Consider the following 24,758-nt stretch of genomic DNA (forward strand, 5'->3'; position numbering starts at 1 on the left):
TTCCTTTTCTGTTCACCGTTCCGCCTTACTCCGTTTTCTCGTCATTTTTCACCACGCAGTCCGTCACCGAGCCCTGAGTTCCCAAGCTCCGAAGTCCCGAAGTGGGTATCTCCATGTCCGAAACAGCCCGCAAGGCTGCCGGCCTCGCCGCCCCGAGCGGTGACGCCAACCGCTGGAAGGCGCTCGTCTTCATCGCGCTCGCCCAGCTGATGGTCGTCCTCGACGCCACCATCGTGAACATCGCCCTGCCCGCCGCCCAGGAGGACCTGGGCATATCCGACGGCAACAAGCAGTGGGTGATCACGGCCTACGCGCTCGCCTTCGGCGGTCTGCTGCTGTTCGGCGGCCGGGTCGCCGACCTGTGGGGCCGCAAGCGCACCTTCGTGCTCGGCCTGGCCGGCTTCGCCCTCGCGTCCGCGCTCGGCGGTGCCGCCACCACCGGCCCGCTGATGTTCGGCGCCCGCGCCCTCCAGGGTGTCTTCGGCGCGCTGCTCGCCCCGGCCGCGCTGTCCCTGCTCGCCGTCATGTTCACGGACGCCAGGGAGCGCGCCAAGGCGTTCGGCATCTACGGCGCCATCGCGGGCGGCGGCGGTGCCGTCGGCCTGATCCTCGGCGGCTTCCTCACCGAGTACCTGAACTGGCGCTGGACCTTCTTCGTGAACGTCCCGTTCGCCGTGGTCGCCGCGGCCGGCGCCTACTTCGTCATCCGCGAGCCGGAGGGCGGCCGCAACCGCAACCCGCTCGACATCCCGGGCGTCCTGCTCTCCACCCTCGGCCTGGTCGCGCTCGTCTACGGCTTCACGCGCGCCGAGTCCGACGGCTGGAGCGACACGCTGACCGTGTCGATGTTCGTCGCGTCCGTGGTGCTGCTGCTCGCGTTCGTGGTGGTCGAGGCCAAGGTCAAGGCCCCGCTGCTGCCGCTGCGCGTGGTGACCGACCGCAACCGCGGCGGCATCTACCTCTCGCTGGGCCTCGCGATCATCGGCATGTTCGGCCTGTTCCTCTTCCTGACCTACTACCTGCAGATCGTGAAGGGCTACTCGCCGGTCAAGACCGGTTTCGCCTTCCTGCCGATGGTGGTCGGCATGATCACCGGCTCCACGCAGATCGGCACCCGGCTGATGACCCGGCTGCCGGCCCGGCTGCTGATGGGCCCCGGCTTCCTGGTCGCGGGCGTCGGCATGCTGCTGCTGACCCAGCTGGAGATCGACTCCTCGTACCCGGCGCTGCTGCTGCCCGCCATGCTGCTGCTCGGTCTCGGCATGGGTACGGCGTTCATGCCGGCGATGTCCCTGGCCACCCAGGGCGTCGAGCCCCGGGACGCCGGTGTCGCCTCCGCGATGGTCAACACCTCGCAGCAGGTGGGCGGCGCGATCGGCACCGCCCTGCTGAACACCATCGCCTCCTCGGCGACCACCTCGTACGTCAAGGACCACATCGCCGGCGCCACCGGCAAGCCGCAGCAGCAGCTGGTCGGGCTCCAGGGCATGGTGCACGGCTACAGCGCCGCGATCTGGGTCGCCGTCGGCATCCTGGCGCTCGCCTCGCTGATCGCCTTCACCTTCGTCAACGCCGGCCGTCCGAACGCCACCACCGTGATGACCGGTGAGGGCGCCGAGGACGAGCTGCCGGTGCCGGTGGTGGCCCACTGACGGCCCGTACCGGGAACCACTCGGTGGACTAGCGGAGCCAGGGCAGGTCCGCACCCGCTTCCTTGGGCTGGAGGCCCTCGGCGACGATCTCCATGATCTCGCCGAGGGCCTTCTGCTGTTCCGGGCTCAGCCGGTCGAACAGCGCCTGCCGTACGGCGTCCACATGGCCGGGCGCGGTGCGCCGCAGCACCTCGAAGCCCTCGTCGGTGAGCACCGCGAACTGGCCGCGCTTGTCGGCGGTGCAGTCCTCCCGGCGGACCCAGCCGTTCTTCTCCAGCCGGGCGACGGCGTGCGAGAGCCGGGACCGGGTGATCTTCGCCTGCATCGCCAGCTCGGTCATCCGCAGCCGGCGGCGCGGGGCCTCGGCGAGGCCGACCAGCAGGCCGTAGTAGACGTGCGGCATGCCCGCGTCGCGCTGGAGCTGCCGGTCGAGGTGGTCCTCCAGCAGGGTGGTGGCGTGCAGATAGGCGCGCCAGACGTGCTGTTCCTCGTCGGTCAGCCAGCGGGGCCGCTCGGCGGGGTCCGGTGCCTTGTTCATATGTCCAGTCTACGAGGCGACTTCTTGAAACTTGAACAAGTGTTGGTAGAGTTCCCCTAGAAACTTGAGAGTTAAAGCTTTGCCACCCCACGGGAGCCGCCGCGATGTCCGCCACCGCCCAGGAGCGCATGCCCGCCCTGTACCTCAGTCACGGCGCACCGCCGCTCGCCGACGACCCGGTCTGGCCCGGCCAGCTCGCCGCCTGGTCCGCCGCCCTGCCCCGCCCCCGCGCGATCCTCATGGTCTCCGCCCACTGGGAGGAGGCCCCGCTGGCCCTCGGCGCGGTCGAGACCGTCCCGCTCGTTCACGACTTCTGGGGCTTCCCCGAGCACTACTACCGAGTCCGCTACGCCGCCCCCGGCGCCCCCGCGCTCGCCGACGCCGTCCGCAAGCTGCTGCGCGCCCCCGGCCTCCCCGTACAGGACATCCCCGACCGGGGCCTCGACCACGGCGCCTACGTCCCGCTCGTCGAGATGTACCCGGCCGCCGACATCCCCGTCCTGCAGATCTCCCTGCCCACCCTCGACCCGGTCCGCCTGCTGGACCTCGGCCGCAGGCTCGCCCCGCTGCGCGACGAGGGCGTGCTGATCGTCGGCTCCGGCTTCTTCACCCACAACCTCGCCGCCCTGCGGCACACCGGGCCGGGCGTGCCGAGCTGGTCGGCCGAGTTCGACGACTGGGGACGGCGCGCCCTGGAGGCCCGCGACTGGGACGCCCTGCTCGACTTCGCCGACAAGGCCCCGGCCGGCCGCTACGCCCATCCGCGCACCGAGCACTTCGCCCCGCTCTTCGTCACCCTGGGCGCGGCGGAGGCCGGCGGCGGGCCGGACGCGCCGAGGTCGGTGATCGACGGGTTCTGGATGGGAATGGCGAAGCGGTCCGTGCAGTTCGGATAGGAGGCCCTAGAGCTCTCGCTCGTACCAGGCCACGTCCCGGTAGCGGCCGAACTTGCGGCCGACCTCGTGGAACGTGCCGACGTGCCGGAAGCCGAAGCGGGCGTGCAGCCGCTCGGAGGCCGCGTTCGGCAGCGCGATGCCGGCGTAGGCGCGGTGGACGTCCTCCTCGGCGAGGGCCTTGAACAGGGCGTCGTAGAGCAGCGTGCCGATCCCGCGCCGGCCGGCGTCCGGGGCCACGTACACCGAGGTCTCCACGGACGTCCCGTACGCGGGCTTCGGCCGGTACGGACCGGAGGTGGCATACCCCAGCACGCGCCGGGTGTCCGCGTCCGTGGCAACCATCAGGCGGTGCGGGCCGTCTTCCGGGTGGGAGAGCAGCCACGGGCGGCGCTCCTCGGGAGTGAGGGCCACGGTGTCGAATGTGATGGCCGTCTCACGGATGTAGTGGTTGTACAGCGCCGTGAGTGCTTCGAGGTCTCCCTCGATTCCCGGTCTGACCTGCGCCTCGGCGTACTCCGACGGCATCTCGCCTCCCCGCGTGGCCGACAGGGTACTGCATGATCAGAAAATTTGCGGGGCGGGTTGGGAATTCTGTCCGGATTCCAGTCGTTGTTTCCTTCGGATGCAGGGCACTCGAAGAGAGTCCCGAAGACAGTTTGGTGCCCGCGCGTTCACCAGGACCACCCGCCAGCCCACCACCGCAAGGGAGCACGCATGGCAACCCGTGCCGTCGCCCGTCGTCAGTCCGCCACCGGCGAGACGGCCGACTCGGCAAGCAGTGTTCGCGCTCATGGCGGCGAGATCGCAGACCGCGACCTGGTCGGCATGTACCTCGACGAGATCGCGCGCACGCCGCTTCTGGACGCCGCCAAGGAAGTCGAGCTGTCGCAGACCATCGAGGCGGGTGTGTTCGCGCAGCAGGTTCTCGACGGCGAGGAGGAGACCCGGGCGGACGCCAGCCGCGAGGAGCTCCAGGCCCTGGCCGACGCCGGTGAGCGCGCCAAGGACGTCTTCATCCGCTCCAACCTCCGCCTCGTCGTCGCGGTGGCCCGGCGCTACCCGCGCAGCGGCCTGCCCCTGCTGGACCTGATCCAGGAGGGCAACGCCGGCCTGGTGCGCGCGGTGGAGAAGTTCGACTACCGCAAGGGCTTCAAGTTCTCGACGTACGCCACCTGGTGGATCCGGCAGGCCATCACCCGCTCCATCGCCGACCAGTCCCGCACGATCCGGCTCCCCGTCCACCTGGTGGAGGAGCTGGGGCGCATCCGCCGCGTCCAGCGCGAGTTCAACCGCGAGCACGGCCGCGACCCGGAGCCCGTGGAGATCGCCGCTGAGCTGGGCTCGACGCCGGAGCGCGTCACCGACGTCCTGGACTGGGCCCGCGACCCGGTCTCGCTGAACATGCCGGTGGACGACCAGGGCGAGACGCAGTTCGGCGACCTGCTGGAGGACACCTCGGCGGTCTCCCCGGAGCAGTCGGTCCTCACCCTGCTGCGCAGCGAGGAACTGGACGACCTGATCGGCCGCCTGGACCAGCGCACGGCCTCCATCATCAAGATGCGCTACGGCATCGAGGACGGCCGCGAGCGCACCCTGACCGAGGTCGGCAAGGAGCACGGCCTGACCCGGGAGCGGATCCGGCAGATCGAGAAGCACGCCCTGCTGGAGCTGAAGAAGCTGGCCCGCGACACCGGCTTCGACGCGGCGGCGTGACGTACGGCGCACCGCGCGGCGCGGTGCGCACGCCGGGCGGCGCGGGTGGCGGAAGACGGCGCAAACATGGCGCGGTCCCACCGCTTCAACCGCCGGGCCCCAGGGAACAACCCTTCCGGGCCCGCAAGGGCCCGGGGCCGGCACTCCCCACCCACCGGCAACCCCCACACCGCACCACCCGGCCGACCACCGAGCCGGCCGACCCGCGCGAGCCACGTCCCGACGCAATCCCCCCCCCGGCGCCGGGACCTTCCGAGCCGGGCCTCGGCGCCTATCCCCCCCCCAGGCGCCGAGGCCCGGCCTTTTTCGTGTGCGGGAGCGGCCCGCGAGGTGCGGGAAGGGGCGAGGGGGGAGGCGGACACGCGGCCCGGGTGCTGGAACGGCGGCCCACCCCGTACCTGAACCCCGGGGTGGACCGCCGGATGGCAGATTCTGCCACACGGGCATAGCCTGCCCGGCATGAGCACCACCCCCAGCGCCGCCCACCAGCCGTTTTCCGCCTCCGCGCCGGTGTCCCTCACCGAACGCAGGAAGGCCGAGACCCGGATGGAGATCGCCCGGGCGGCGGCGGCCCTCTTCGTCCGGCAGGGTCTGCGGGCGACCCGCGCCGAGGACATCGCCCAGGCGGCGGGCATCGCCCCGCGCACGTTCTACCGCTACTTCGCCACCAAGGAGGAGGCGGTCGCCCCCCTCTACGCCGCCGGCGCCCAGCGCTGGATCGAGGCGGTCCGCACGGCCCCGGCCGACCTGCCCGTACCGCAGGCACTGGAACACGCCGTCCGCCACACCCTGACCCCCGGCCTCGGCGTCTCGGCCGCGTCCTGGGAGTGGCTGCGCACCCTGGTCCGCCTGGCCGACACCAGTCCCGCCCTGCGCAAGGTCTGGGCGGAGGTGTGCCAGGCGTCGGAGGGCGCGCTGGCGGAGATCCTCGCGGCCCGGGAGAGCGGCGGCCGGCCGGCCCCGGAGCCCCGCCGGACCCCGGGCCCGGAACTCCGGTTCGCGGCGGCCGTGGCCGGGGCCGCCGTACGCGTCGCCGTGGAGTCCTGGTCCGCCACGACCGACCGCCCCACCGGCCCCGAGGGCCCCGCGACCCTGGCGGTCCGCAACCTGCGCGCGCTACGGAACTTCGAGTGGGGCGACGCCGTAGGGGCCTGAGGTCCCGGACGGGCCCGCGTCCGCCCGGGGGCGCGGTGTCTCCGCGGGCCTGAGGTGTCCCCGCGGGCCTGAGGTCCGCCATGGCGCCGGCGTCCCTCACGGGCCCTCAGGTTCCCTAGGGGGCCGAGATTCCCCAGGGGCCCGAGGGTCCCCTGCCGGCCCCGGGAACCCGTACGGGCCCGAGACGCCCCTGGGGCCCCGGATCCCCGACGGTCCCCGCCGCCCCCCAGGGACCCCGGACCCCCGACGGTCCCCGCCGCCCCCCAGGGACCCTCACCGCCCCTCCGCCGCCGAACCCTCCGCCCGCTCGTCCGTTCCGGGGCCCGCGGCTCCGCTCAGCCGGTTCCCGAGCCGCCGGGCGCACTCCGCCAGTTCCGCGGGTCCGCGGATCGTGAACTCCACTCCCGCCATCGCCAGCCGTACCGCCAGCCACTCCATGGGATCGCCCGTGGTGCCCCGCAGGACGCAGCCGCCCGCGCCGTCGTCCTCCGGCTCCCCGAGCCACTCCGGGATCCGCGTGGCGAGCCGCCGCGCCGGCGCGGCGAACCGCACCTCGAAGGCGTACGTCTCCTGCCGCCGGTGGATGGACTGCCGCAGATACTCGGCCGCGCTCCCCGTCGGCAGCTCCCGCGGCGCGAACCGGACGCCGGTCGCGAACGGCTCGCTCACCCGGTCGACCCGGAAGGTCCGCCAGTCCGCGCGGTCGACGTCGTAGGCGACCAGGTACCAGCGCCGCCCGGTCGACACCAGCCGGTGCGGCTCGGTCAGCCGGCGGGAGGCGCTGCCGTCCTTGTCGCGGTAGGCGAACCGCAGCCGTTCGTGCCCCGCCACCGTGGACGCCATCACGGTCAGCGTCTCCGGTGCGATGCTCGGCCCGTCGCCGAGGGTCAGCGGGGTCGTCGCGGCCTGGAGTGTGGACACCCGGTGCCGCAGCCGGGACGGCAGCACCTGCTCCAGCTTGGCCAGGGCCCGCACGGACGCCTCGTCCACCCCTTCGACGGCGTGCCCGGCACCGGCCCGCAGCCCCACCGCGATGGCCACGGCCTCCTCGTCGTCCAGCACCAGCGGCGGCATCGCCTTGCCCGCGACCAGCCGGTACCCGCCGTCCGCGCCCCGCGTGGCCTGCACCGGATATCCCAGCTCGCGCAACCGGTCGACATCGCGCCGCACGGTCCGCCGGGACACCCGCAGCCGGTCGGCCAGCTCGCCGCCGGGCCACTCGCGAGGTGTCTGGAGCAGGGACAGCAGCTGGAGCAGCCGGGCCGGAGTGTCGGTCGTCATAGTGACGAGCATGCCGTGCGTATAGGACACGATCTGACCTATCGCGTACCTAGGTTCCTCTCATGACCTCGATTCCGACGGCGCATCCCGCTCCTCCCGACCGAGCCCGCTGGCTGGCCCTGGCCATCGTCATGGCCGCGGCCTTCATGGACCTCGTGGACGTGACGATCGTCAACATCGCCATCCCGTCCATCCAGCGAAGCGAACACGCCTCGGTCGGCCAGATCCAGTGGATAACCGCCGGCTACGCCCTCGCCTTCGCCGCCGGTCTGATCACCGGCGGCCGGCTCGGCGACATCCACGGCCGCAAGCGGCTGTTCCTCGTCGGCATCGGCGGCTTCACCCTCGCCTCCGCCCTGTGCGGCTTCGCGGTCAACCCCGAGATGCTCGTCGCCTCCCGCTTCCTCCAGGGCGGCATGGCCGCGCTGATGGTGCCGCAGGTGCTGTCGATCGTGCACGCCACCTTCCCCGCACACGAACGCGGCAAGGTCTTCGGCCTGTTCGGCGCGATCGTCGGCCTCGGCGCGGTCTCCGGCCCGCTGCTCGGCGCGCTGCTGACGGAATGGAACCTGTTCGGCCTCGAATGGCGGCCCATCTTCCTCATCAACCTGCCCGTCGGCGTCCTCGCCTGGCTGCTGGGCCGCCGGTTCATCACCGAGTCCCGCGCCCCGAAGGCGCTGAAGCTGGACCTGGTCGGCGTCGCCCTGGTCACGCTGGGCCTGCTGATGCTGCTGTATCCGCTGATCCGCGGGCGCGAGCTGGGCTGGCCGCTGTGGGGATACGGCTCGATGGCCGGCGCCCTCGTCGTCTTCGCGGGGCTGGTGGCGTACGAGCGGCGCAAGGCGGCGCGGGACGGCTCGCCGCTGGTCGAGCTGTCGTTGTTCCGGGTGAAGAGCTTCGCCGCCGGTATCGCCGTACAGACCGTGTTCGGCATCGCGCTCGGCATCTTCTTCCTGGTCTGGACGCTGTACATGCAGCTGGGCCTCGGCTGGAGCCCGCTGCGGGCCGGACTGACCGGGGTGCCGTTCTCGCTCGCGGTGTCCACGGCGGCCGGGCTGTCGGTGCAGCAGCTGGTCCCGCGGTTCGGCCGGAAGGTGCTCCAGGCCGGCGCGCTGGTGATGGGCGCGGGCGTGCTGCTCTACCTGTGGGAGGCCGACCGCTACGGCCTCGCCATCGCCTCCTGGCAGATGGCCCTGCCGCTGGTCGTGATGGGCCTCGGCATGGGGCTGATCGTGGCCCCGCTGACCGACGCGGTGCTCTCCGAGGTGCCGCGCGAGCACGCCGGGTCCGCGTCCGGGCTGATCAACACCGTGCAGCAGATGGGCAACGCGCTCGGGCTGGGGCTGGTGTCGGTGGTCTTCTTCGGGCAGATCGACGACCGGCCGGCCCCCGACCGGGCCGGCCCGGCCTTCGTGGACGCCTTCCAGCACGCGCTGTGGTACGTCGCCGCGATCATGGGCGCGATCTTCCTGCTGATGTCCGCCCTGCCGAAGCGCCCGGCCCAGCACGTGGAGGGCGCGGGGCAGGAGACGCCGGCGGGCGAGCGGGAGCCGGAGCCGCAGCTCGTGCACTGACCCGGTACGACGACGCGGGGCCCGGCACCGTCCAGGTGCCGGGCCGCTCCGCTGTCCGGACGGCGCCGGAAGTCCGTGCGGAAGTCCGTCCGGGAGTCCGTCCGGGAGTCGTCCCGAAGTCCGTTCGTGCCCGGATGGAGCCTGAACCTGTTTACTTTCCCGGAATCCGGACGTAGCCTCCTGGTGAAACCACACGTTCGGGCATACGGCGGAGGCGAACGGACATGTACGCACCGGAGCGGCAGCAGGAGATCCTCCGGCTCGCCCGGGACGGCGGCCGGGTGGACGTGCTGTCGCTGGCCGAGGAGTTCCAGGTCACCGCGGAGACGATCCGCCGCGATCTGAAGGCCCTCGACCGCGCCGGACTCGTCCGCCGGGTGCACGGCGGTGCCATCCCGGTCGGCCGCCTCGACTTCGAGCCGGACCTCGCCGAGCGCGAGTCCACCGCCGCCGACGAGAAGGACCGCATCGCCAAGGCGGCCCTCGCCGAACTGCCGGCCGAGGGCACGGTGATCCTCGACGCCGGTACGACGGTGGCCCGCCTCGCCGCGACCATCCCGCTGGAGGCGTCCCTCACCGTCGTCACGCACAGCCTGCCCATCGCCGCCCGGCTCGCCGACCACCCGGGCATCCAGCTCCACTTGGTCGGGGGCCGGGTCCGGCACCGTACGCGCGCCGCCGTGGACGCCTGGGCACTGCGCGCGTACGGCGAGATCCGCGCCGACGTGCTCTTCGTCGCCGCCAACGGCTTCTCCGCCGAGCACGGCCTGACCACGCCGGACCTCGCCGAGGCCGCGGTCAAGCGGGCCGCGGTCGGCGCGGCCCGGCGGGTGGTGCTGCTGGCCGACTCCGGCAAGCACGGCCAGGAGCACTTCGCGCGCTTCGGCGGTCTGGGCGATGTGGACCTGCTGATCACCGACAGCGCGATGGGCCCGGACGACGCCGCCGCCATCGAGCGCCTCGGCCCGGAAGTGGTGCGCGCATGATCCTCACCGTCACCCCCAACCCGTCCCTGGACCGCACCTACGAGGTCCCCGCCCTGGAACGCGGCGAGGTCATCCGCGCCGACGGCGAGCGCGTGGACCCCGGCGGCAAGGGCGTGAACGTCTCCCGTGCCGTCGCCGCCGCCGGCCGGCGCACGGTCGCCGTCCTGCCGCTCGGCGGTGCGCCGGGCGCGCTCGTCGCCGAGCTGCTGGACGCGCAGGGCATCGAGGTCGCGCCGGTCCCGGTCGCCGGAGCCACCCGCTCCAACATCGCGCTCGCCGAGGCCGACGGCGTACTCACGAAGATCAACGCGCCGGGCCCGGAACTGTCGGCGGCCGAACAGGAACTCCTGCTGGACACCGTACGGTCGCACTCCCGCGCCGCCGACTGGATCGCGTGCTGCGGCAGCCTGCCCCGCGGCCTCGCGCCCTCCTGGTACGCCGACCTCGTCCACCGGGCGCACGCCGCCGAGGTGCGGATCGCGCTGGACACCTCGGGGCACGCCCTCCTGGAGGCGCTGCGCGCGCGGCCCGACGTGGTGAAGCCCAACGCCGAGGAGCTGGCGGAAGCCGTCGGCCGCCCCCTGGCGACCGTGGGGGACGCGTTCAAGGCGGCCGAGGAGGTGCGGGCGATGGGCGCGGGTGCCGTCCTGGCGAGCCTCGGCGCCGACGGACAGCTCCTGGTGTCGGACGACGGCGCCTGGTTCGGCGGCGCGCGGGTGTCCGCCGTCCGCAGCAACGTCGGCGCCGGGGACGCCTCCCTGGCCGGCTTCCTCATCGCCGGCGGCACCGGTCCGGAGGCGCTCGCCTCCGCCGTCGCCCACGGCGCCGCCGCCGTCCGGCTCCCCGGCAGTGTGATGCCGGCGCCCGCCGACCTGGACCCGGCGGCGGTGACCGTCACGGCGGACATCCCGCACGGCCGCGCGCTGACGGAGCCGGTCTCATGACCCCGCTCGTCCGGCACGGCCTGCGCCCGGGTTTTCGCCGGCTGGGCGGCCGGTCCGCTCCCGTCCCCCCGGCCACCCCGCCCCCTCACCGCACCCCCGTCCCCACTCCCGCCCACCCCAGCCCCCGGGCGGCCCGCGCGCAGAGGAGCCCGCGATGAGCGACATGATCAGCGCGGACCTGGTCGACCTCGACCTGTCCGCCGACACCAAGGAGGCGGCGGCCCGCGCCCTCGCCGAGCGCATGGTGGCCCGGGGCCGGGTGACCGACCTGGAGGGCTTCCTCGCCGACGTGGCCGCCCGCGAGGCCCAGATGCCGACCGGGCTCGACGGTGGCATCGGCATCCCGCACTGCCGCAGCGCCCATGTCACCGAGCCGACCCTCGCCTTCGGCCGCAGCACCGCCGGCATCGACTTCGGCGCCGCGGACGGCCCCGCCGACCTGATCTTCCTGATCGCCGCACCGGCCGGCGCCGACGACGCCCACCTCACGATCCTCTCCGCCCTCGCCCGCCGCCTGATGGACCCCGCCTTCACGGCCGCGCTACGGGCCCTGGACGACACGGAGACGGCCGCGTCCCTGATCCGCGGCGACACGACACCAGGGACCGCCGCCACGAGCGCGCCCGGGACCACCGCGGGCGCCCCGGAGGGCACCGCGAGCGTCTCCGGCGCCACAGCGGGCGGTCCGGATCGCACCACGAGCGCCCCGAAGGAAACCCAGGGCGTGCCCGATGGCGGCCCGAGCGCCCCCGAGCGCACCCCGGGCGCCCCCGGAGAAACCCCGAGTGGCTCCGAAGACGCCCGGAGTGTCCCCGGCGCGTCCCCGAGTGGCGCCGAGGACACCGCGGGCGCTCCCGGAGGAGCCCCGAGTGCTCCCGGAGGCGGCACGAGCGCGCCCGAAGGCCCGGCGAGCGCCCCTGAGGAAACCCAGGGCGTGCCCGAAGGCGGCCCGGGCGCCCCCGAGCGCACCCCGGGCGTCCCCGAAGACACCGCTGTGGCTCCGGCGGCGGCCTCCGCCGGAGCCGCAGCGGGCAGCGCGGCCCGCACGGGCGAGGGGAGCGGCGACGCGGCCGCCTCCGCGGCCGGTACGTCCCGGCCTTTCCGGATCGTCGCCGTCACCTCCTGTCCCACCGGGATCGCCCACACCTACATGGCGGCCGAGTCCCTGGAGAACGCGGGCCGCGAGGCGGGCGTCGAGGTGGTCGTCGAGACCCAGGGGTCGGCCGGTTTCGCCCGGCTGGACCCGGCGGTGATCGCGGCGGCGGACGGCGTGATCCTCGCGCACGACGTCCCCGTACGCGACAAGGACCGTTTCGCGGGCAAGCCGACCGTCGACGTGGGCGTGAAGGCGGGCATCAACCGCCCCGCCGAACTCATCGCCGAGGTCCGCGAGAAGGCGGCGCGCGGCGAGGCGAGCGTCCCGGCGCACGCTCCGGCGGGCACGCCGGTCGAGCGCGCGGGCGGCTCCACCGAGGGCTACGGCACCAAGCTCCGCACCTGGCTGATGACCGGCATCAGCTACATGGTCCCGTTCGTCGCCGCCGGAGGTCTGCTCATCGCCCTGGGCTTCGCGATCGGCGGCTGGCAGATCGACAAGGCGCCCTCGGTCACGGACCACTTCGCCTGGACGCAGGCCGACAGCTGGGGCGCGCTGCTCTTCCAGATCGGCGGCGTCGCCTTCAAGTTCCTCATCCCGGTCCTGGCCGGCTACATCGCCTACGGCATGGCCGACCGGCCCGGCCTCGTCCCCGGCTTCGTGGGCGGCGCGATAGCGCTGGACATCAACGCGGGCTTCCTCGGCGGTCTGGCGGCCGGCCTGATCGCCGGTGGCGTGGTGACGGCGATCCAGCGGGTGCGGATCCCGCCGGTGCTGCGCGGCATCATGCCCGTGGTGGTGATCCCGCTGCTCTCCTCCGCGCTCACCGGCTTCCTGATGCTCGTCGTGATCGGCAAACCGATCGCCTCCGCGCAGAAGGCCCTCACCGACTGGCTGGGCGGGCTCACCGGCACCAACGCCGTCCTGCTCGGCGCCCTGCTCGGCCTGATGATGTGCTTCGACCTGGGCGGCCCGGTCAACAAGGTCGCCTACGCCTTCGCCACCGCCGGCATCGCCGTCTCCGAGCCCAGCGACTCGGCCATGGAGATCATGGCGGCGGTGATGGCGGCCGGCATGGTCCCGCCGCTGGCGATGGCCCTGGCCACCACCGTGCGCGGCAGGCTGTTCACCGCGGCCGAACGCGAGAACGGCAAGGCCGCCTGGGTGCTCGGCGCCTCCTTCATCTCCGAGGGCGCGATCCCGTTCGCGGCGGCCGACCCACTGCGGGTCATCCCGTCCGCCATGGCGGGCGGCGCGCTCACCGGCGCCCTGTCGATGGCCTTCGGCGCCACCCTGCGCGCCCCGCACGGCGGCGTCTTCGTGGTCCCGCTGATCGGCAGCCCGCTGCTGTACCTGGTGGCGGTCGCGGCCGGGGTGTGCGTCACCACGGCCCTGGTGGTCCTCCTCAAGGGGATGCGCAGGCAGGCCCCCGAGTACGGGCCCACCCATCCGGCCGGGCACCCGGCCGGGACGCCGGAGGGAACCGAGCAGCCCGTGGCGGCGTGACCGCCGTACCGCCCGCGCCATCCTTCAGGGCGTCTTGTCCCTTTGTGCCGCTGTGAGTTGTTCACGGCACCTGCGAGATACATCACGGTCCGGGGCCAAAGTCCCGGACCGTGGTGTGTACTGGGACGCATGCCTGAGCACGCCCCGACTCTCCAGCTGATCGGCGTGACCGTCCTCGCGGTGGCGGCCGTCGCGTGGGCCGGCGTCCTGCTGCGCCTGCTGCGCCGCGCGGGCCTGCGAGCCGGCGCGGCCGGCGCCCGGCGCCGCACCGTGCCGCTCTCGGCGGTGCCGCGCCAGACCCGGGTCGGGCCGCCGCGGGAGTCCGTCGAGCTGACCCCCGCCGAGCAGGACGCGTTCGCCGGCCTGGTACGGCACCTCGCCAGCGGCTGACCCGCAGGCGCCCGGCCGGCCCGGCGCCCGGCGGAACGGGGCCGGTGTCATCTCCGGCGTGCCGCGCGCCGCTCCATCGCCTCCCGGGCCGCCTCCTCCGACATGTACACCTCGCACATGTGCCGTCCGTCGGGCGTCGCCGTGTGCTCGACCTCCCAGAGGGAGATCTCGGTGCCGTCCGGCAGCAGGAAGGCGTGTTCGTACAACGCGTAGCTCAGTTTCGTCCGTCCGGCCCGGCCCGGCCGGCCGAACGCCTGGGTGATCTCGTGCGCGGTCGCCGTCGCCAGCAGCGCCGCCGTTTCGGGGCCGGGACGGTCGGGGTTCTCGGCGCGGCGCAGCAGCCGGCGCGCGTGGTCCGCCGAGTCGTCCGCGACGAACACGTGCCGGGGCTCGGGCACCGCCCACAGGCGCATCAGCGCGGGCAGTTCCGCCTCCCGCGTGTCCGGCGGCAGCCCGAGCCGGGCCGCCGCGGTCTGCAGTTCCTCCTCGTCCGGATACACCTCGTGCTCCGGCGCGCCGCCCGGCGTGGAGTTGTGCACCAGCTCCCACAGCGTGACCGCCGAGCCGTCCGCGAGCAGCCAGGTGTGCCGGTACGTCTCCCGGCGCAGCCCCGAGCTGTGGTAGGCGGAGTGCAGCGAACTGTCGTGCGCCAGCGCGCAGTCCAGGCGTCGCAGCACCTCGTCCGGCAGCTCGAAGGAGTTCAGGGCACGGCCGAGGAGTCGCGCGAGATGCTCCTCCGGAGACTCGGGCGACTCGGCTGGTTCGTACGCTGCGGTCTCGTACGGAACGCTCAAGGCTTCTCCCGGCGTTGCTGCATGTCACCTTGTGGGTGCATACCGTAGCCCCTCCATCGGACATCATGCCCGGGAACCGGGAAAACGTGCGCCGGGAAAACGCGCGGGCCGCGCGAAAAGTTCCCGCGCGGCCCGCGACCGAGTCAAAAACCGCCGGTCAGGCGGCACTTCCCGCGGTCCAGGCGCTCCACGACATGTTCCAGCCGTTGAGGCCGTTGTCGGGGGAGACCGTGGTGTCGGGGGAGTTCTTCACGATCACGACGTCCCCGATGAGCGAGTTGTCGTAGAACCACTTGGCCGACGTGGCGCCCTGCGCCCCCTGGACGTCCGCGAGGCCGACGCAGCCGTGGCTGGTGCCCTCCCGGCCGAACGGCGGGTTGCCCTTGTTGTACCAGTAGTTGCCGTGGATGAACGTGCCCGACGACGTCAGCCGCATCGCGTGCGGCACGTCCGGTATGTCGTACTCGCCGCCGAAGCCGACCGTCGAGCCGTTCATGCGGGTCTGCTCGAACTTCTCCGAGATCACCATCTGCCCGTTGTACGTGGTGTGCTGCGGGCTGCCCGCCGATATCGGCACCGACTTGACGGTCTGACCGTCCCGCACGACCGTCATCGTCTGCGTGTTGACGTCGACCGTGGAGACCTGCGACCGCCCGACGGTGAAGGAGACGGTCTTCTTCTGCACGCCGTAGACGCCCCGCGCGCCCTGGACGCCGTCCAGATCGATGTTCATCGTGACCTTGGAGCCGGCCTTCCAGTACTCCTGCGGCCGGAAGTCCAGCCGCCGGTCCCCGAACCAGTGGCCGGCCACCTGCTGGCCGCTGCTGGTGTTGACCGTGATGTGCGACTGCACGGCCTTCTTGTCGGTGATCGACTTGTCGAAGGTGAACGACACCGGCATGCCCACACCGACCGTCGCGCCGTTGTCCGGCGTGTAGGTGCCGATGAAGCTGCTCGACGAGGTGACGGTGGTGAAGATGGAGTTCGCCGCCGCCGTGCGGCCGTCGGTGTCCTTCGCGGTCGCGTTGATCTCGTACTTCGTCCCGCGCTCCAGCTGCTGCTTCGGCTTCCAGGTGTGGCCGTCCGCCGATATCGCCCCGGGCACGGCCTGCCCGGAGCCGGCCACGGTCATCTTCACCTCGGTCAGCTTGCCGTCGCTGACCTGCACGCCGGTGGCGTTGATGGACGCCCCGGTCGAACCGTCCTTGGCGGATATCGCGATCTTCGCCGTCGACGTCTTCGGCGAGTCGCTGCCGCCCTTGCCGTCGCTCTTGGCGTTGGCGTCGCCGCCGCAGGCGGTCAGGGTGAGGGCGCCGACCATCAGGGCGGCACAGGCCCCCAGTGCGCGCCGCGCTGCAATGTCCGGCGTTGTCACGGGCTGCTCCAGATGCGTGTGGTGTGCGGGTTCCGTTCCGGTCGTGGGAGAAGAGGGTGCGGGCGCCGGGGAAGGTTCCCGCCGGACCTCTTGAACGCCATCACGTGACAGAACCGCGACAATCCGGCGCCGCGCGCTACCCCACTCCGTACAAGTCCGCGTACGACGGCCACACCCCGCCCGGCCCGTCGACCGGCGTGGCGGCGCGCACCGCCCGTACGATCGCCCGCGTCACCAGGTCCGCGCCGGCCGCCAGGATGTCGTTGAGTGCCAACGGGTGTGCTTCCAGGGGCTGGGCGCCGGTCGCCAGCGCGAACACCGTGTCCCCGTCGTGCAGGAGGTGCACCGGCCGCACGGCCCGCGCGATCCCGTCGTGCGCCGTGCCCGCCAGCTTCTGCGCCTGCGCCTTGGTCAGCGCGGCGTCCGTCGCGACCACCGCCAGCGTCGTGTTGAGCGGTGGCGGCGCGCCGGCCGCGGCGGCCTCCGCCAGCCGCCGGCACGCGGCCTCGTGCACCCGGTCCTCCGGATAGGCCACCCGCCCCTGGAAGAACTCCCCGTACAGCACCCCCGTCTCCGGATCCAGCACCGTGCCCGCCGCGTTCGCCACCACCAGCGCGGCCACCGTGATCCCCGAGCCGAGCACCGTGCTCGCGGTGCCCACCCCGCCCTTGAGGTGCCCGGTGACGGCACCCGTGCCGGCGCCCACACAGCCCTCGGGCACCCGCGCGCCCGGCACGCTCGCCGCCGCGGCCTCCACCGCCGCCCGGCCGGTCGCCGCGTCCGGACGGGCCCGGAAGTCCCCGCCGCGGCCCAGGTCGAAGACGCACGCGGCGGGCACCACCGGCACCACGTGCGCGGCATCCGGTCCCACCCGCACCCCGCGGCCCCGCTCCTCCAGCCAGGCCATCACGCCGGACGCCGCGTCGAGCCCGTACGCGCTGCCTCCGGTCAGCACCACGGCGTCGATCTTCTGCACCACGTTGCGCGGGTCGAGCGCGTCGGTCTCCTTGGTGCCGGGGCCGCCGCCGCGCACGTCCACGGCGGCGACGGCGCCGCCCTCGGGCGCGAGGACGACCGTGGTGCCGGTGAGCCAGCCGTCGCCGGCCCGGGTGGCGTGACCCACCCGCAGCCCGGCGACATCCGTCAATGCGTCAGCTGTCATGGACGCCAGTGTGACCGAGCGTCCCCGGCCGGAGGGCTCAGCCGGCCGGGTCGGCGGCGTCCGCGCGGTGTTCCCGGGCGGCTCCGCGCGCAGTCATCACCACACCGGTCGCCACCGAGGCGGCGGACACCAGCCCCGCCGCGAGCACCGCCCAGTCGCCCAGGAGCGTGCAGCAGATCACCAGCAGGGCCGTGGCCGGCAGCACCAGCTGCTGGGCGACGCCCACCTTGAAGTGGCGGGAGTGCAGCGCCCACACCGTCAGCAGATAGAGCGCCGTCGGCAGGGTGACCGCGGCCGAGGCGGACAGGGTGGAGATGTGCGCCTTGCCGGCCGCCTGCTCCACGGCCACCTCCAGCCCCGCGCCGATGGCCGCCGCCGAGGCGAACACCGGGTAGTGGCCGTAGCCCCAGACGAACGCCCGCTTGCTGGTGCGCAGATGACCGTGGATGGGGACCACGAAGTAGATCCACCACGCGGAGAAGACGATCAGCAGCCCGCCGGCGGCGATGGGCAGCAGCTCGGTCGGCGCGCTGTGCTCGGCGGCGGCCGATTTCACGGCGACCGTGGCCGCGGCGATCGTCTCGCCGAGCACGATGATCGTGAACAGGCCGTACCGCTCGGCGATGTGGTGCGGATGCCAGGAGGTCTGCCGCACCCGCTCCGCGTACAGCGGCACGCACAGTTCCACGAGCGCCATCACCAGGAACACCCAGGGCCGCGCCGGTTCCGGCAGCAGCACCAGCCCGGCCCAGCCCACCTGGCACAGCAGCACTCCGCCCGCGTACCGCAGGGCCGTGGTCCGCTCCGCGCCGTCGGCCCAGCGCGCGGCTCTCAGCCACTGCCAGACCATCGCCAGCCGCATGATCACATAGCCGAGCCAGACCAGCAGGAAGTCGTGGTGCGCGAAGGCCCGGGAGATCCCGGCGGCCAGGACCAGCACGCCCGCGATCTGCACCAGGGTGACGATCCGGTAGAGCACGTCGTCGTTGTCGTACGCCGAGGCGAACCAGGTGAAGTTCATCCAGGCCCACCAGATCGCGTAGAACGCCATCGCGTAGTCCAGGATCCCGGCGCCCGCGTGGCCTTCCGCGACGGCGTGCACCAGCTGCGTGCCCGCCTGCGCGACCGCCACGACGAAGCACAGGTCGAAGAACAGCTCCAGCGGGGAGGCGACGCGGTGCGCCTCGTGGGGCCCGCGTGCGGTGAGCCGGCGCAGGGGGCCCGGGGGCCGGGGCGCCCCCGAGGGAGCGGGTGCCGAAGCGGAATGGGGCGTCATGATGCCCAGCACAGCAGAAAAAGGCCGCGAAATCCTGTTCACGATCTTGTGCGCATGTTCACAGGAGGGTGACCGGCCGGCCGGTGCCGGGGACGGGCACTCCGGAGGCCCGCCCGTACGGGAGCCGTACCCTGGAGGCATGAGCACCGCTCCCGAACCCGAGCCGCGCGCCCCGAAGCCCGCGCTGGTCTTCGACGACCCGCTGGACCAGCAGTCCTCGGACGACACCGACCGGGGGTGGGGCGAGCGCGGCGACGCCGACGGCGCCGCCGACCTCAAGCGCTTCCTCGACGAGAAGCCGCCCCACCACCTCTGAGCGGCCCACCACCGCTGACCGCCGTACCGCCTCTGAGCAGGCCGTCGGCTGTGAGCGGGCCGCGGGAGTGCCGCTAGCGCTCGTCGCGGCCCGAGCCGCGCTGGGCGACCAGGGCGTCGCGGATCTCCTTGAGCACCTCCAGCTCGCTCACCTCCACGATCTCCTTGGTGCCCTCGCGCGCCGCCTTCCGGTCCGCCTGCCGGGCCAGGTACTTCGACATGGGCAGGACCATCAGGAAGTACACCACCGCCGCGGTGATCACGAAGGTGAGCGTGGCGCCCAGGACCGAGCCCCACAGGATCGGCACACCGCTGTGGACCGTGCCGTCGGGGCCCACCTTGCACGGTGCCTTCAGACACGAGCTGTAGTGGTCGAGGTTCTGCGTGCCGATCGCTCCGACCAGCGGATTGATGACTCCCTTCACCACCGAGTTGACGATGTTGGTGAAGGCCGCGCCGATGACCACGGCGACTGCCAGATCGACGACGTTGCCGCGCATCAGGAAGGCCTTGAAGCCCTGCCAGACGCTCGGTTCCTTCTTCGCGCTCACCTCGGGGACTCTCCTCGTGTGCACAGGGTGTGGAACGAAACGCTCCGCAACCTACGGCAGGGTGCGGCCCCGGTGTCCACTCCGGTAGCTCGAACGAGCTACTTGACAGCAAGACGCCGACCGGTCGTACGAGCTGGTTCAGCACAGCGTCACCGCCAGCCGCGCGGTGGCGCTCGCGCCGACCAGCCGGGCGGCCGTGGCCCGGGGCACCGACAGCACGACCAGCGCCCCGCTCTCGGCGGTGCCGGCCGGTGGCTCCGGCACCGCCGTCACCCTGACACCGCGGGCGAGTACCCGGGCGCCGCCCGCGGACGCGTCCTGCGCCGCGATGACGTCGACGCGGTCGCCGGGCCGGAGCAGCCGCACCGTGGCGGCGTCGGCGATCCGCACCGGTGCCGTCACCAGCTCGGCCGCCGGGTGCGGCCGCAGGGGACCGGCGACCGGGTGTCCGCGGGGGTGCTGCGGGCCGTGCGGCTCCGGACCGGTGCCCGGGCCCGCGGCCACCAGTGCCGCCGCGGTCACCGCGAGGCCGGCGGCCAGGGCCGGCCTGCGGTGCCGCACCAGCCGGTGCGGCCGGTACCGCCCGCCGCGCACCCGCACCGGGTCGAAGGACGGGACCTCACAGGTCGCCGGGACGTCCGTGCCCAGCGGACGCGGTGGCCGGAACGGAGGCGGGAAGGAAGAGCGGGCGGCCGGGCTCGGCTGAGGGGGCAGCGGACGCGGCGGATGAGGATGGGGGGACGGGGTCGGGGAGGGCGAAGGCGCGGGGAGGGGGGAGGGCATGGGAGCACCGCCTGCGACGAGGGATTCCGGCTTGCGATGCCACGATGACGGCTTCCGCCGGATCCCGCCGGGCCCGGTGGACGACGGACGGCTTGTGGACAACTCGCCCACCCGAACGAGAGATTCCGCCTCCCCCGCAACCGATCCCGCCCTGCCGGCCCGGCCGTAAGCCGCTCGCTGCCGTAACCCGCCCGCTCGCTGCCGCACCCGCCGCTACGGCAACGCGAACCCCGGGTCCATCCCGCCGAGGGCGTTCGCGCACAGGCAGTCCCGGGCGCCGGGCTCCGGGAGGGCCGCCACCGCGTCGAACAGGACGCCGCGCAGCCGGTCGACGTTGGCGGAGAAGACCCGCAGGACCTCCTCGTGGGAGACGCCCTCGCCGGTCTCGGCGCCCGCGTCGAGGTCGGTGACCAGGGTCAGCGAGGTGTAGCACAGCTGAAGTTCCCGGGCGAGAGCCGCCTCGGGATGGCCGGTCATGCCCACCACCGACCAGCCCTGGGCCTGGTGCCACACCGACTCTGCGCGGGTGGAGAAACGCGGCCCCTCGACCACGACCAGCGTGCCGCCGTCCACCGGTTCCCAATCCCGGCCCCGGGCGGCCTTCAGCGCGGCGGCCCGGCCGGTGGGGCAGTAGGGGTCGGCCATGGACACGTGGACGACGTTCGGCACGGTCCCGTCGGGCAGCGGCAGCCCGTCGAAGTAGGTCTGCGCCCGGGACTTCGTACGGTCCACGAACTGGTCCGGGACCAGCAGGGTGCCCGGGCCGTACTCGGGGCGCAGGCCGCCCACCGCGCACGGGCCGAGGACCTGGCGGACGCCGACCGAGCGCAGCGCCCAGAGGTTGGCGCGGTAGTTGATGCGGTGCGGCGGCAGATGGTGGCCGCGGCCGTGGCGGGGCAGGAAGGCGACCCGCCGGCCGGCGACCTCGCCGAGGAAGAGGGAGTCGCTGGGCGCTCCGTAGGGGGTGTCCACCCGGACCTCGGTCACGTCGTCCAGGAAGGAGTAGAACCCCGAGCCGCCGATTACGCCGATCTCTGCGTTCGCCATGACCAGCACACTAGCGGGCCGGGAAACCGAGAGGGAGCCGGTGCCGAAGCGCCCGGCCGGCGCGCGGACACCACGGCCGGAACGGTTCCGGGACGCCGAAGACCCCGCCGTCGGCCGACGGCAGGGTCACGGTGGAGAGGCCCGAGAGGTCTCAGGCGGCGGAGCTGCTGCTGGTGGAGCTGGACGAGGACGACGACGTCGAGGAGGACGAGGACGTCTTCGAGTCGGACGACTTCGACGCCGGCGTGCTGCTCGACGTGGAGCCGCGGGAGTCGTTGCGGTAGAACCCGGAGCCCTTGAAGACGATGCCGACCGCGGAGAACACCTTCTTCAGGCGCCCGTTGCAGTTGGGGCACTCGGTCAGGGCGTCGTCGGTGAACTTCTGCACCGCCTCGAGGCCCTCGCCGCACTCGGTGCACTGGTACTGGTAGGTCGGCACTGTCTTCCTCCTGGCACTCTCACTCAATGAGTGCTAACGACGGTCCATAGTGACGCATTCCCGGGGATCAGTCCACCGTTACCGGCGCGCGGTGACCGACGCCACGTGCGACGGTGCGGTTCTGCGGGGACGGCACCAGCCGCGAACGCAGGACCGCGAGGGTGACCAGCGCGAGCACGGTGCCGCCCATCGGCACCAGGAATCCGGCGCCGTCCCACAGCCGGTCTTCCAGCTGGCCCGCGACCGTGACGGCGGCGGCCTGACCGAGCGCGACCGCGCCGGTCAGCCAGGTGAAGGCCTCGGTGCGGGCGCCGGCCGGGACCAGGCCGTCGACCAGGGTGTAGCCGGTGATCAGGGACGGGGCGATGCACATGCCGACCAGCAGGCCGAGCGCGGCGAGCAGCACCACGGAGTGCGCCGTCCACAGGGCGGACGCCGCCACGGCGAGCGCCGTGTAACCGATCAGCAGCCGCTTGTGGGGCGCGGCCTTCCAGGCGATGGCGCCGCAGACGATGCCGGACAGCATGTTCCCGGCGGCGAAGACGCCGTACAGGACGCCGTTCATGCCGGGTTCGCCGATCGACTCCGTGTAGGCCGCGAGCGAGACCTGCATGCCGCCGAAGACCGACCCGATGCCCAGGAAGGTGGCGATCAGCACGCGTACGCCCGGCACGCGCAGGGCCGAGGCGTGTACCACGCGTGCGTGGCCCTTCGCGGCCACCGACGGCTGGGTGCTCTTCCGGGCGGCGAAGAGGAGACCGCCGACGAGGGTCAGGGCGCCTTCGGTGACCAGGCCGGCGGCCGGTGTCACGGCGGTGCACAGCGCGGTCGCCAGCAGGGGCCCGAAGACGAACGTCAGCTCGTCCGTGACCGACTCGAAGGCCGCCGCGGTGGTCATCAGGGGCGAGCCCTGGAGCTTGACCCCCCAGCGCGCCCGCACCATCGGGCCGACCTGCGGCACCGAGGCGCCGGTCGGGACGGCCGCGAGGAACAGCGCCCACAGCGGGGCGTGCGCCAGCGCGAGGGCGGTCAGGGACAGGCCGGCGGCGGTGTGCACCAGCACGCCGGGGATCAGGACCGCCCGCTGGCCGTAGCGGTCGGCCAGGCGGCCGCTGTAGGGCGCGAACAGCGCCATGGAGACGCCGGTGGCCGCGGCGGCGGCGCCCGCGGCGCCGTACGAGCCGGTGGTGTGCTGGACGAGCAGCACGATGGAGATGGTGAGCATCGCGAACGGCTGGCGCGCCGCGAAGCCGGGGAGCAGGAACGTCCAGGCGCCGCGGGTGCGCAGCAGCTGTCCGTATCCGGGGCGGGAGGACGCCGGCGAGGTCTTCTCCGGTTCGGTGGTGGTGACCGTGGATCCCACGGCCCGTGCCTTTCTGCCGCCTGGTAGCGCGCGGGCCCCGTGCGGGCCGGGCGCCGAGAGCTGTCCTCTTGCGCGGACTGCGGTAGATGCCGGCGCCCACTGCGGGTGGGGGCGACCCGGCCGCCATACGGTCGCGCCAGCTCTGCGTCAGGCAGAGTTGGTTCGATCAGGGTGCGCCCCAATCGTACAGGGATCACCGCTCGCGCGGCTGTGAAAACAAGCACGATCCGGGCGGCCACCTGGTAATTCACGGGGTATGAGCGCCGGGAGGCCCGCTCTCAGCGCGAGCTGTCCGTCCCCAGCCAGCCCGCCAGCTTGCCGCCGTGGGCGACCGCGCGCAGCCGCCGTTCCGCCGCGTCGCGGACCGGGTCGGTCGCCACGACCAGCAGTTCGTCGCCGCGCCGCAGCACCGTCGTGGGCAGCGGCACAAACGATTCTCCTTCGCGGACGACCAGGGTGACGGCCGCACCGGGCGGCAGCCGCAGCTCGCTGACCTCCACACCGTGCATCCGCGAGCCCTTGGGGACGGTGACGGACAGCAGGTGGCCGCGCAGCCGCTCCAGGGGCGCCGACTCGATGCCGAGGTCCGACGCCTCGCCCTGCTCGCCCAGCCGCAGCAGCCGGGCCAGCCACGGCAGGGTCGGCCCCTGCACCAGGGTGTAGACGACGACGAGGACGAAGACGATGTTGAAGATGCGGCGGCTGGCGTCCACGCCGTTCACCATGGGGATGGTGGCCAGGATGATCGGCACGGCGCCGCGCAGCCCCGCCCACGACATCAGGGCCTGCTCCCGCCACGGCACCCGGAACGGCGCCAGGCTGCCCACCACGCTCAGCGGCCGGGCGACCATGGTCAGGACGAGCCCGATGATCACGGCGGGCCAGATGTCGTCGCCCAGGTCGTGCGGGGTGACCAGCAGGCCGAGGACGACGAACATGCCGATCTGGGCGATCCAGCCGAGTCCCTCGGCGAAGCCGCGGGTGGCGGGCCAGTGCGGCAGGCGGGCGTTGCCGAGCGTCATCGCGGCCAGGTAGACGGCGAGGAAGCCGCTGCCGTGGCCCAGGGCGCCGGCGGCGTAGGCGGTGACGGCGATCGCGAGCACGGCGATCGGGTAGAGGCCGGACGCCGGAAGCGCCACGTGCCTGAGGCCCCAGGAGCCGAACCAGCCGACGGCGACGCCTATGGCGGCGCCGATGGCCAGCTCCAGGACGATCTCGCCGAGCAGCAGGTACCAGTGCTCGACCGGGCCGGCCGTGGAGAAGGCGACGACCAGGATGACCACCGGGGCGTCGTTGAAGCCGGACTCCGCCTCCAGCGTGGCCGTCACGCGCGCGGGCAGCGGGATCCTGCGCAGCACCGAGAAGACCGCCGCCGCGTCCGTCGAGGACACCACCGCGCCGATGATGAGCGCCTGCCGCCACTCCAGCCCCACCAGGTAGTGCGCGCCCGCCGCGGTGACGCCGACGCTGATCGCGACCCCGGCCGTGGCCAGCACGGACGCGGACGACAGGACCGGCCGGATCTCCTTCCACTTCGTGCCGAGGCCGCCCTCGGCCAGGATCACGACGAGGGCCGCGTATCCCATGACCTGGGTCACTTCGGCGCTGTCGAAGTGGATGTGGCCGATGCCGTCCTGGCCCATGAGGACGCCGATGCCGAGGTAGACGAGCAGGCTCGGGAGCCCGCTGCGGGAGGAGACCCGGACGGCCGCGACGGCGACGAGCAGGACGACGGAGCAGATGAGCAGGAGCTGGTTGAGGTGGTGAACAGTCAGCGGGCGTTCCTCCTCGGAGCGGGGCCGGGGGCCGGTCCGGAGACCTCCGGTTACTTCGTTACCTTACCTAACTCTTGACGCTTTCTTGACGATCGGCAGGGCAAGATCGAACGCTCGTACGCGCTGGTTCCCGACTCCGCGTCAAGC

At 73.1% G+C, this 24,758-nt stretch carries 23 protein-coding genes; 10 read left to right on the top strand and 13 right to left on the bottom strand.

The annotated features are described in order from the left end of the window. The first annotated feature begins 113 nt into the window (after positions 1-113). Positions 114-1,652, top strand: coding sequence for an MFS transporter (locus SCK26_RS22080; protein WP_318203046.1), 1,539 nt, complete (start codon positions 114-116; stop codon positions 1,650-1,652). 28 nt (positions 1,653-1,680) lie between these two features. Here SCK26_RS22080 and SCK26_RS22085 read toward each other — a convergent pair whose 3' ends face one another. Further along, complete coding sequence (locus SCK26_RS22085; protein WP_318203047.1) at positions 1,681-2,190, bottom strand: MarR family winged helix-turn-helix transcriptional regulator; 510 nt, start codon at positions 2,188-2,190, stop codon at positions 1,681-1,683. A gap of 104 nt (positions 2,191-2,294) precedes the next feature. Here SCK26_RS22085 and SCK26_RS22090 point away from each other — a divergent pair, with 104 nt between their 5' ends. Next, positions 2,295-3,086 (top strand): class III extradiol ring-cleavage dioxygenase, encoded by a 792-nt coding sequence (locus SCK26_RS22090; RefSeq protein WP_318203048.1) that lies wholly within the window; start codon positions 2,295-2,297, stop codon positions 3,084-3,086. 6 nt (positions 3,087-3,092) lie between these two features. Here SCK26_RS22090 and SCK26_RS22095 read toward each other — a convergent pair whose 3' ends face one another. Next, positions 3,093-3,611 (bottom strand): GNAT family N-acetyltransferase, encoded by a 519-nt coding sequence (locus SCK26_RS22095; protein ID WP_318203049.1) that lies wholly within the window; start codon positions 3,609-3,611, stop codon positions 3,093-3,095. A 189-nt stretch (positions 3,612-3,800) separates the two neighbouring features. Between SCK26_RS22095 and SCK26_RS22100 the strand changes: the two genes are divergently transcribed. Continuing rightward, the gene (locus SCK26_RS22100) at positions 3,801-4,799 is read left to right on the top strand and encodes an RNA polymerase sigma factor RpoD/SigA (protein WP_318203050.1); all 999 of its coding nucleotides are present in this window, start codon (positions 3,801-3,803) and stop codon (positions 4,797-4,799) included. 546 nt (positions 4,800-5,345) lie between these two features. Further along, a complete protein-coding gene (locus SCK26_RS22105; RefSeq protein WP_318206064.1) occupies positions 5,346-5,954 on the top strand; it encodes a TetR/AcrR family transcriptional regulator in 609 nt (202 codons plus the stop codon). A 273-nt stretch (positions 5,955-6,227) separates the two neighbouring features. Here SCK26_RS22105 and SCK26_RS22110 read toward each other — a convergent pair whose 3' ends face one another. After that, entirely contained in the window at positions 6,228-7,235 is a 1,008-nt protein-coding gene (locus SCK26_RS22110) for a helix-turn-helix transcriptional regulator (RefSeq protein ID WP_318203051.1), read from the bottom strand. 62 nt (positions 7,236-7,297) lie between these two features. On the opposite strand from SCK26_RS22110, the gene SCK26_RS22115 reads away from it, so the two are divergent. The 5 genes from SCK26_RS22115 (at position 7,298) to SCK26_RS22135 (ending at position 13,731) form a co-directional block, all read left to right on the top strand. Then, entirely contained in the window at positions 7,298-8,809 is a 1,512-nt protein-coding gene (locus SCK26_RS22115; RefSeq protein ID WP_318203052.1) for an MFS transporter, read from the top strand. A 224-nt stretch (positions 8,810-9,033) separates the two neighbouring features. After that, complete coding sequence (locus SCK26_RS22120) at positions 9,034-9,795, top strand: DeoR/GlpR family DNA-binding transcription regulator (RefSeq protein ID WP_318203053.1); 762 nt, start codon at positions 9,034-9,036, stop codon at positions 9,793-9,795. Further along, positions 9,792-10,739, top strand: coding sequence for a 1-phosphofructokinase (pfkB, locus tag SCK26_RS22125; protein WP_318203054.1), 948 nt, complete (start codon positions 9,792-9,794; stop codon positions 10,737-10,739). Before SCK26_RS22120 ends, pfkB begins: the two co-directional genes overlap by 4 nt. 154 nt (positions 10,740-10,893) lie before the next feature. Continuing rightward, positions 10,894-13,341, top strand: coding sequence for a fructose-specific PTS transporter subunit EIIC (locus SCK26_RS22130; RefSeq protein ID WP_318203055.1), 2,448 nt, complete (start codon positions 10,894-10,896; stop codon positions 13,339-13,341). Between the two features lie 129 nt (positions 13,342-13,470). Then, a complete protein-coding gene (locus tag SCK26_RS22135; RefSeq protein ID WP_318203056.1) occupies positions 13,471-13,731 on the top strand; it encodes a hypothetical protein in 261 nt (86 codons plus the stop codon). A gap of 47 nt (positions 13,732-13,778) precedes the next feature. Here the strand turns inward: SCK26_RS22135 and SCK26_RS22140 are convergent, their stop codons facing one another. From SCK26_RS22140 to SCK26_RS22155, 4 genes are all read right to left on the bottom strand, one after another. Next, positions 13,779-14,525, bottom strand: coding sequence for a DUF6227 family protein (locus tag SCK26_RS22140; protein WP_318203057.1), 747 nt, complete (start codon positions 14,523-14,525; stop codon positions 13,779-13,781). Positions 14,526-14,682: 157 nt separating this feature from the next. Further along, positions 14,683-15,900, bottom strand: a complete 1,218-nt coding sequence (locus SCK26_RS22145) for a L,D-transpeptidase (protein WP_318203058.1) — start codon at positions 15,898-15,900, stop codon at positions 14,683-14,685. 136 nt (positions 15,901-16,036) lie between these two features. Then, the gene (locus tag SCK26_RS22150; protein ID WP_318203059.1) at positions 16,037-17,062 is read right to left on the bottom strand and encodes a P1 family peptidase; all 1,026 of its coding nucleotides are present in this window, start codon (positions 17,060-17,062) and stop codon (positions 16,037-16,039) included. A gap of 37 nt (positions 17,063-17,099) precedes the next feature. Beyond that, positions 17,100-18,338, bottom strand: a complete 1,239-nt coding sequence (locus tag SCK26_RS22155; RefSeq protein ID WP_318203060.1) for a low temperature requirement protein A — start codon at positions 18,336-18,338, stop codon at positions 17,100-17,102. 139 nt (positions 18,339-18,477) lie between these two features. Between SCK26_RS22155 and SCK26_RS22160 the strand changes: the two genes are divergently transcribed. Next, entirely contained in the window at positions 18,478-18,654 is a 177-nt protein-coding gene (locus SCK26_RS22160; protein WP_318203061.1) for a hypothetical protein, read from the top strand. Positions 18,655-18,727: 73 nt separating this feature from the next. Here SCK26_RS22160 and mscL read toward each other — a convergent pair whose 3' ends face one another. The 6 genes from mscL to SCK26_RS22190 all read right to left on the bottom strand — a co-directional run bounded on the left by mscL (position 18,728) and on the right by SCK26_RS22190 (position 24,611). Further along, a complete protein-coding gene (gene mscL / locus SCK26_RS22165; protein ID WP_318203062.1) occupies positions 18,728-19,204 on the bottom strand; it encodes a large conductance mechanosensitive channel protein MscL in 477 nt (158 codons plus the stop codon). A gap of 138 nt (positions 19,205-19,342) precedes the next feature. Further along, on the bottom strand, positions 19,343-19,987 hold the full coding sequence (locus tag SCK26_RS22170) for an RcpC/CpaB family pilus assembly protein (protein WP_318203063.1): 645 nt from the start codon (positions 19,985-19,987) through the stop codon (positions 19,343-19,345). Between the two features lie 213 nt (positions 19,988-20,200). Next, positions 20,201-21,034, bottom strand: coding sequence for an S-methyl-5'-thioadenosine phosphorylase (locus SCK26_RS22175; RefSeq protein ID WP_318203064.1), 834 nt, complete (start codon positions 21,032-21,034; stop codon positions 20,201-20,203). Between the two features lie 151 nt (positions 21,035-21,185). Then, positions 21,186-21,473: an FmdB family zinc ribbon protein gene (locus SCK26_RS22180; RefSeq protein WP_318203065.1), complete on the bottom strand. Its 288-nt coding sequence runs from the start codon at positions 21,471-21,473 to the stop codon at positions 21,186-21,188. Positions 21,474-21,540: 67 nt separating this feature from the next. Next, positions 21,541-22,836, bottom strand: a complete 1,296-nt coding sequence (locus SCK26_RS22185) for an MFS transporter (protein WP_318203066.1) — start codon at positions 22,834-22,836, stop codon at positions 21,541-21,543. Positions 22,837-23,114: 278 nt separating this feature from the next. Further along, positions 23,115-24,611: a potassium/proton antiporter gene (locus SCK26_RS22190; protein ID WP_318206065.1), complete on the bottom strand. Its 1,497-nt coding sequence runs from the start codon at positions 24,609-24,611 to the stop codon at positions 23,115-23,117. Positions 24,612-24,758: the final 147 nt, after the last annotated feature.

This window comes from Streptomyces sp. SCL15-4 (genome assembly GCF_033366695.1).
Taxonomy (GTDB): Bacteria; Actinomycetota; Actinomycetes; order Streptomycetales; family Streptomycetaceae; genus Streptomyces.

Bases quoted from the DNA above. Each gene is read 5' to 3' on its own strand.
- SCK26_RS22080 (WP_318203046.1), top strand. From the start codon at position 114: ATGTCCGAAACAGCCCGCAAGGCTGCCGGCCTCGCCGCCCCGAGCGGT.
- SCK26_RS22085 (WP_318203047.1), bottom strand. From the start codon at position 2,190: ATGAACAAGGCACCGGACCCCGCCGAGCGGCCCCGCTGGCTGACCGAC.
- SCK26_RS22090 (WP_318203048.1), top strand. From the start codon at position 2,295: ATGTCCGCCACCGCCCAGGAGCGCATGCCCGCCCTGTACCTCAGTCAC.
- SCK26_RS22095 (WP_318203049.1), bottom strand. From the start codon at position 3,611: ATGCCGTCGGAGTACGCCGAGGCGCAGGTCAGACCGGGAATCGAGGGA.
- SCK26_RS22100 (WP_318203050.1), top strand. From the start codon at position 3,801: ATGGCAACCCGTGCCGTCGCCCGTCGTCAGTCCGCCACCGGCGAGACG.
- SCK26_RS22105 (WP_318206064.1), top strand. From the start codon at position 5,346: ATGGAGATCGCCCGGGCGGCGGCGGCCCTCTTCGTCCGGCAGGGTCTG.
- SCK26_RS22110 (WP_318203051.1), bottom strand. From the start codon at position 7,235: ATGACGACCGACACTCCGGCCCGGCTGCTCCAGCTGCTGTCCCTGCTC.
- SCK26_RS22115 (WP_318203052.1), top strand. From the start codon at position 7,298: ATGACCTCGATTCCGACGGCGCATCCCGCTCCTCCCGACCGAGCCCGC.
- SCK26_RS22120 (WP_318203053.1), top strand. From the start codon at position 9,034: ATGTACGCACCGGAGCGGCAGCAGGAGATCCTCCGGCTCGCCCGGGAC.
- pfkB (WP_318203054.1), top strand. From the start codon at position 9,792: ATGATCCTCACCGTCACCCCCAACCCGTCCCTGGACCGCACCTACGAG.
- SCK26_RS22130 (WP_318203055.1), top strand. From the start codon at position 10,894: ATGAGCGACATGATCAGCGCGGACCTGGTCGACCTCGACCTGTCCGCC.
- SCK26_RS22135 (WP_318203056.1), top strand. From the start codon at position 13,471: ATGCCTGAGCACGCCCCGACTCTCCAGCTGATCGGCGTGACCGTCCTC.
- SCK26_RS22150 (WP_318203059.1), bottom strand. From the start codon at position 17,062: ATGACAGCTGACGCATTGACGGATGTCGCCGGGCTGCGGGTGGGTCAC.
- SCK26_RS22155 (WP_318203060.1), bottom strand. From the start codon at position 18,338: ATGACGCCCCATTCCGCTTCGGCACCCGCTCCCTCGGGGGCGCCCCGG.
- SCK26_RS22160 (WP_318203061.1), top strand. From the start codon at position 18,478: ATGAGCACCGCTCCCGAACCCGAGCCGCGCGCCCCGAAGCCCGCGCTG.
- SCK26_RS22170 (WP_318203063.1), bottom strand. From the start codon at position 19,987: ATGCCCTCCCCCCTCCCCGCGCCTTCGCCCTCCCCGACCCCGTCCCCC.
- SCK26_RS22175 (WP_318203064.1), bottom strand. From the start codon at position 21,034: ATGGCGAACGCAGAGATCGGCGTAATCGGCGGCTCGGGGTTCTACTCC.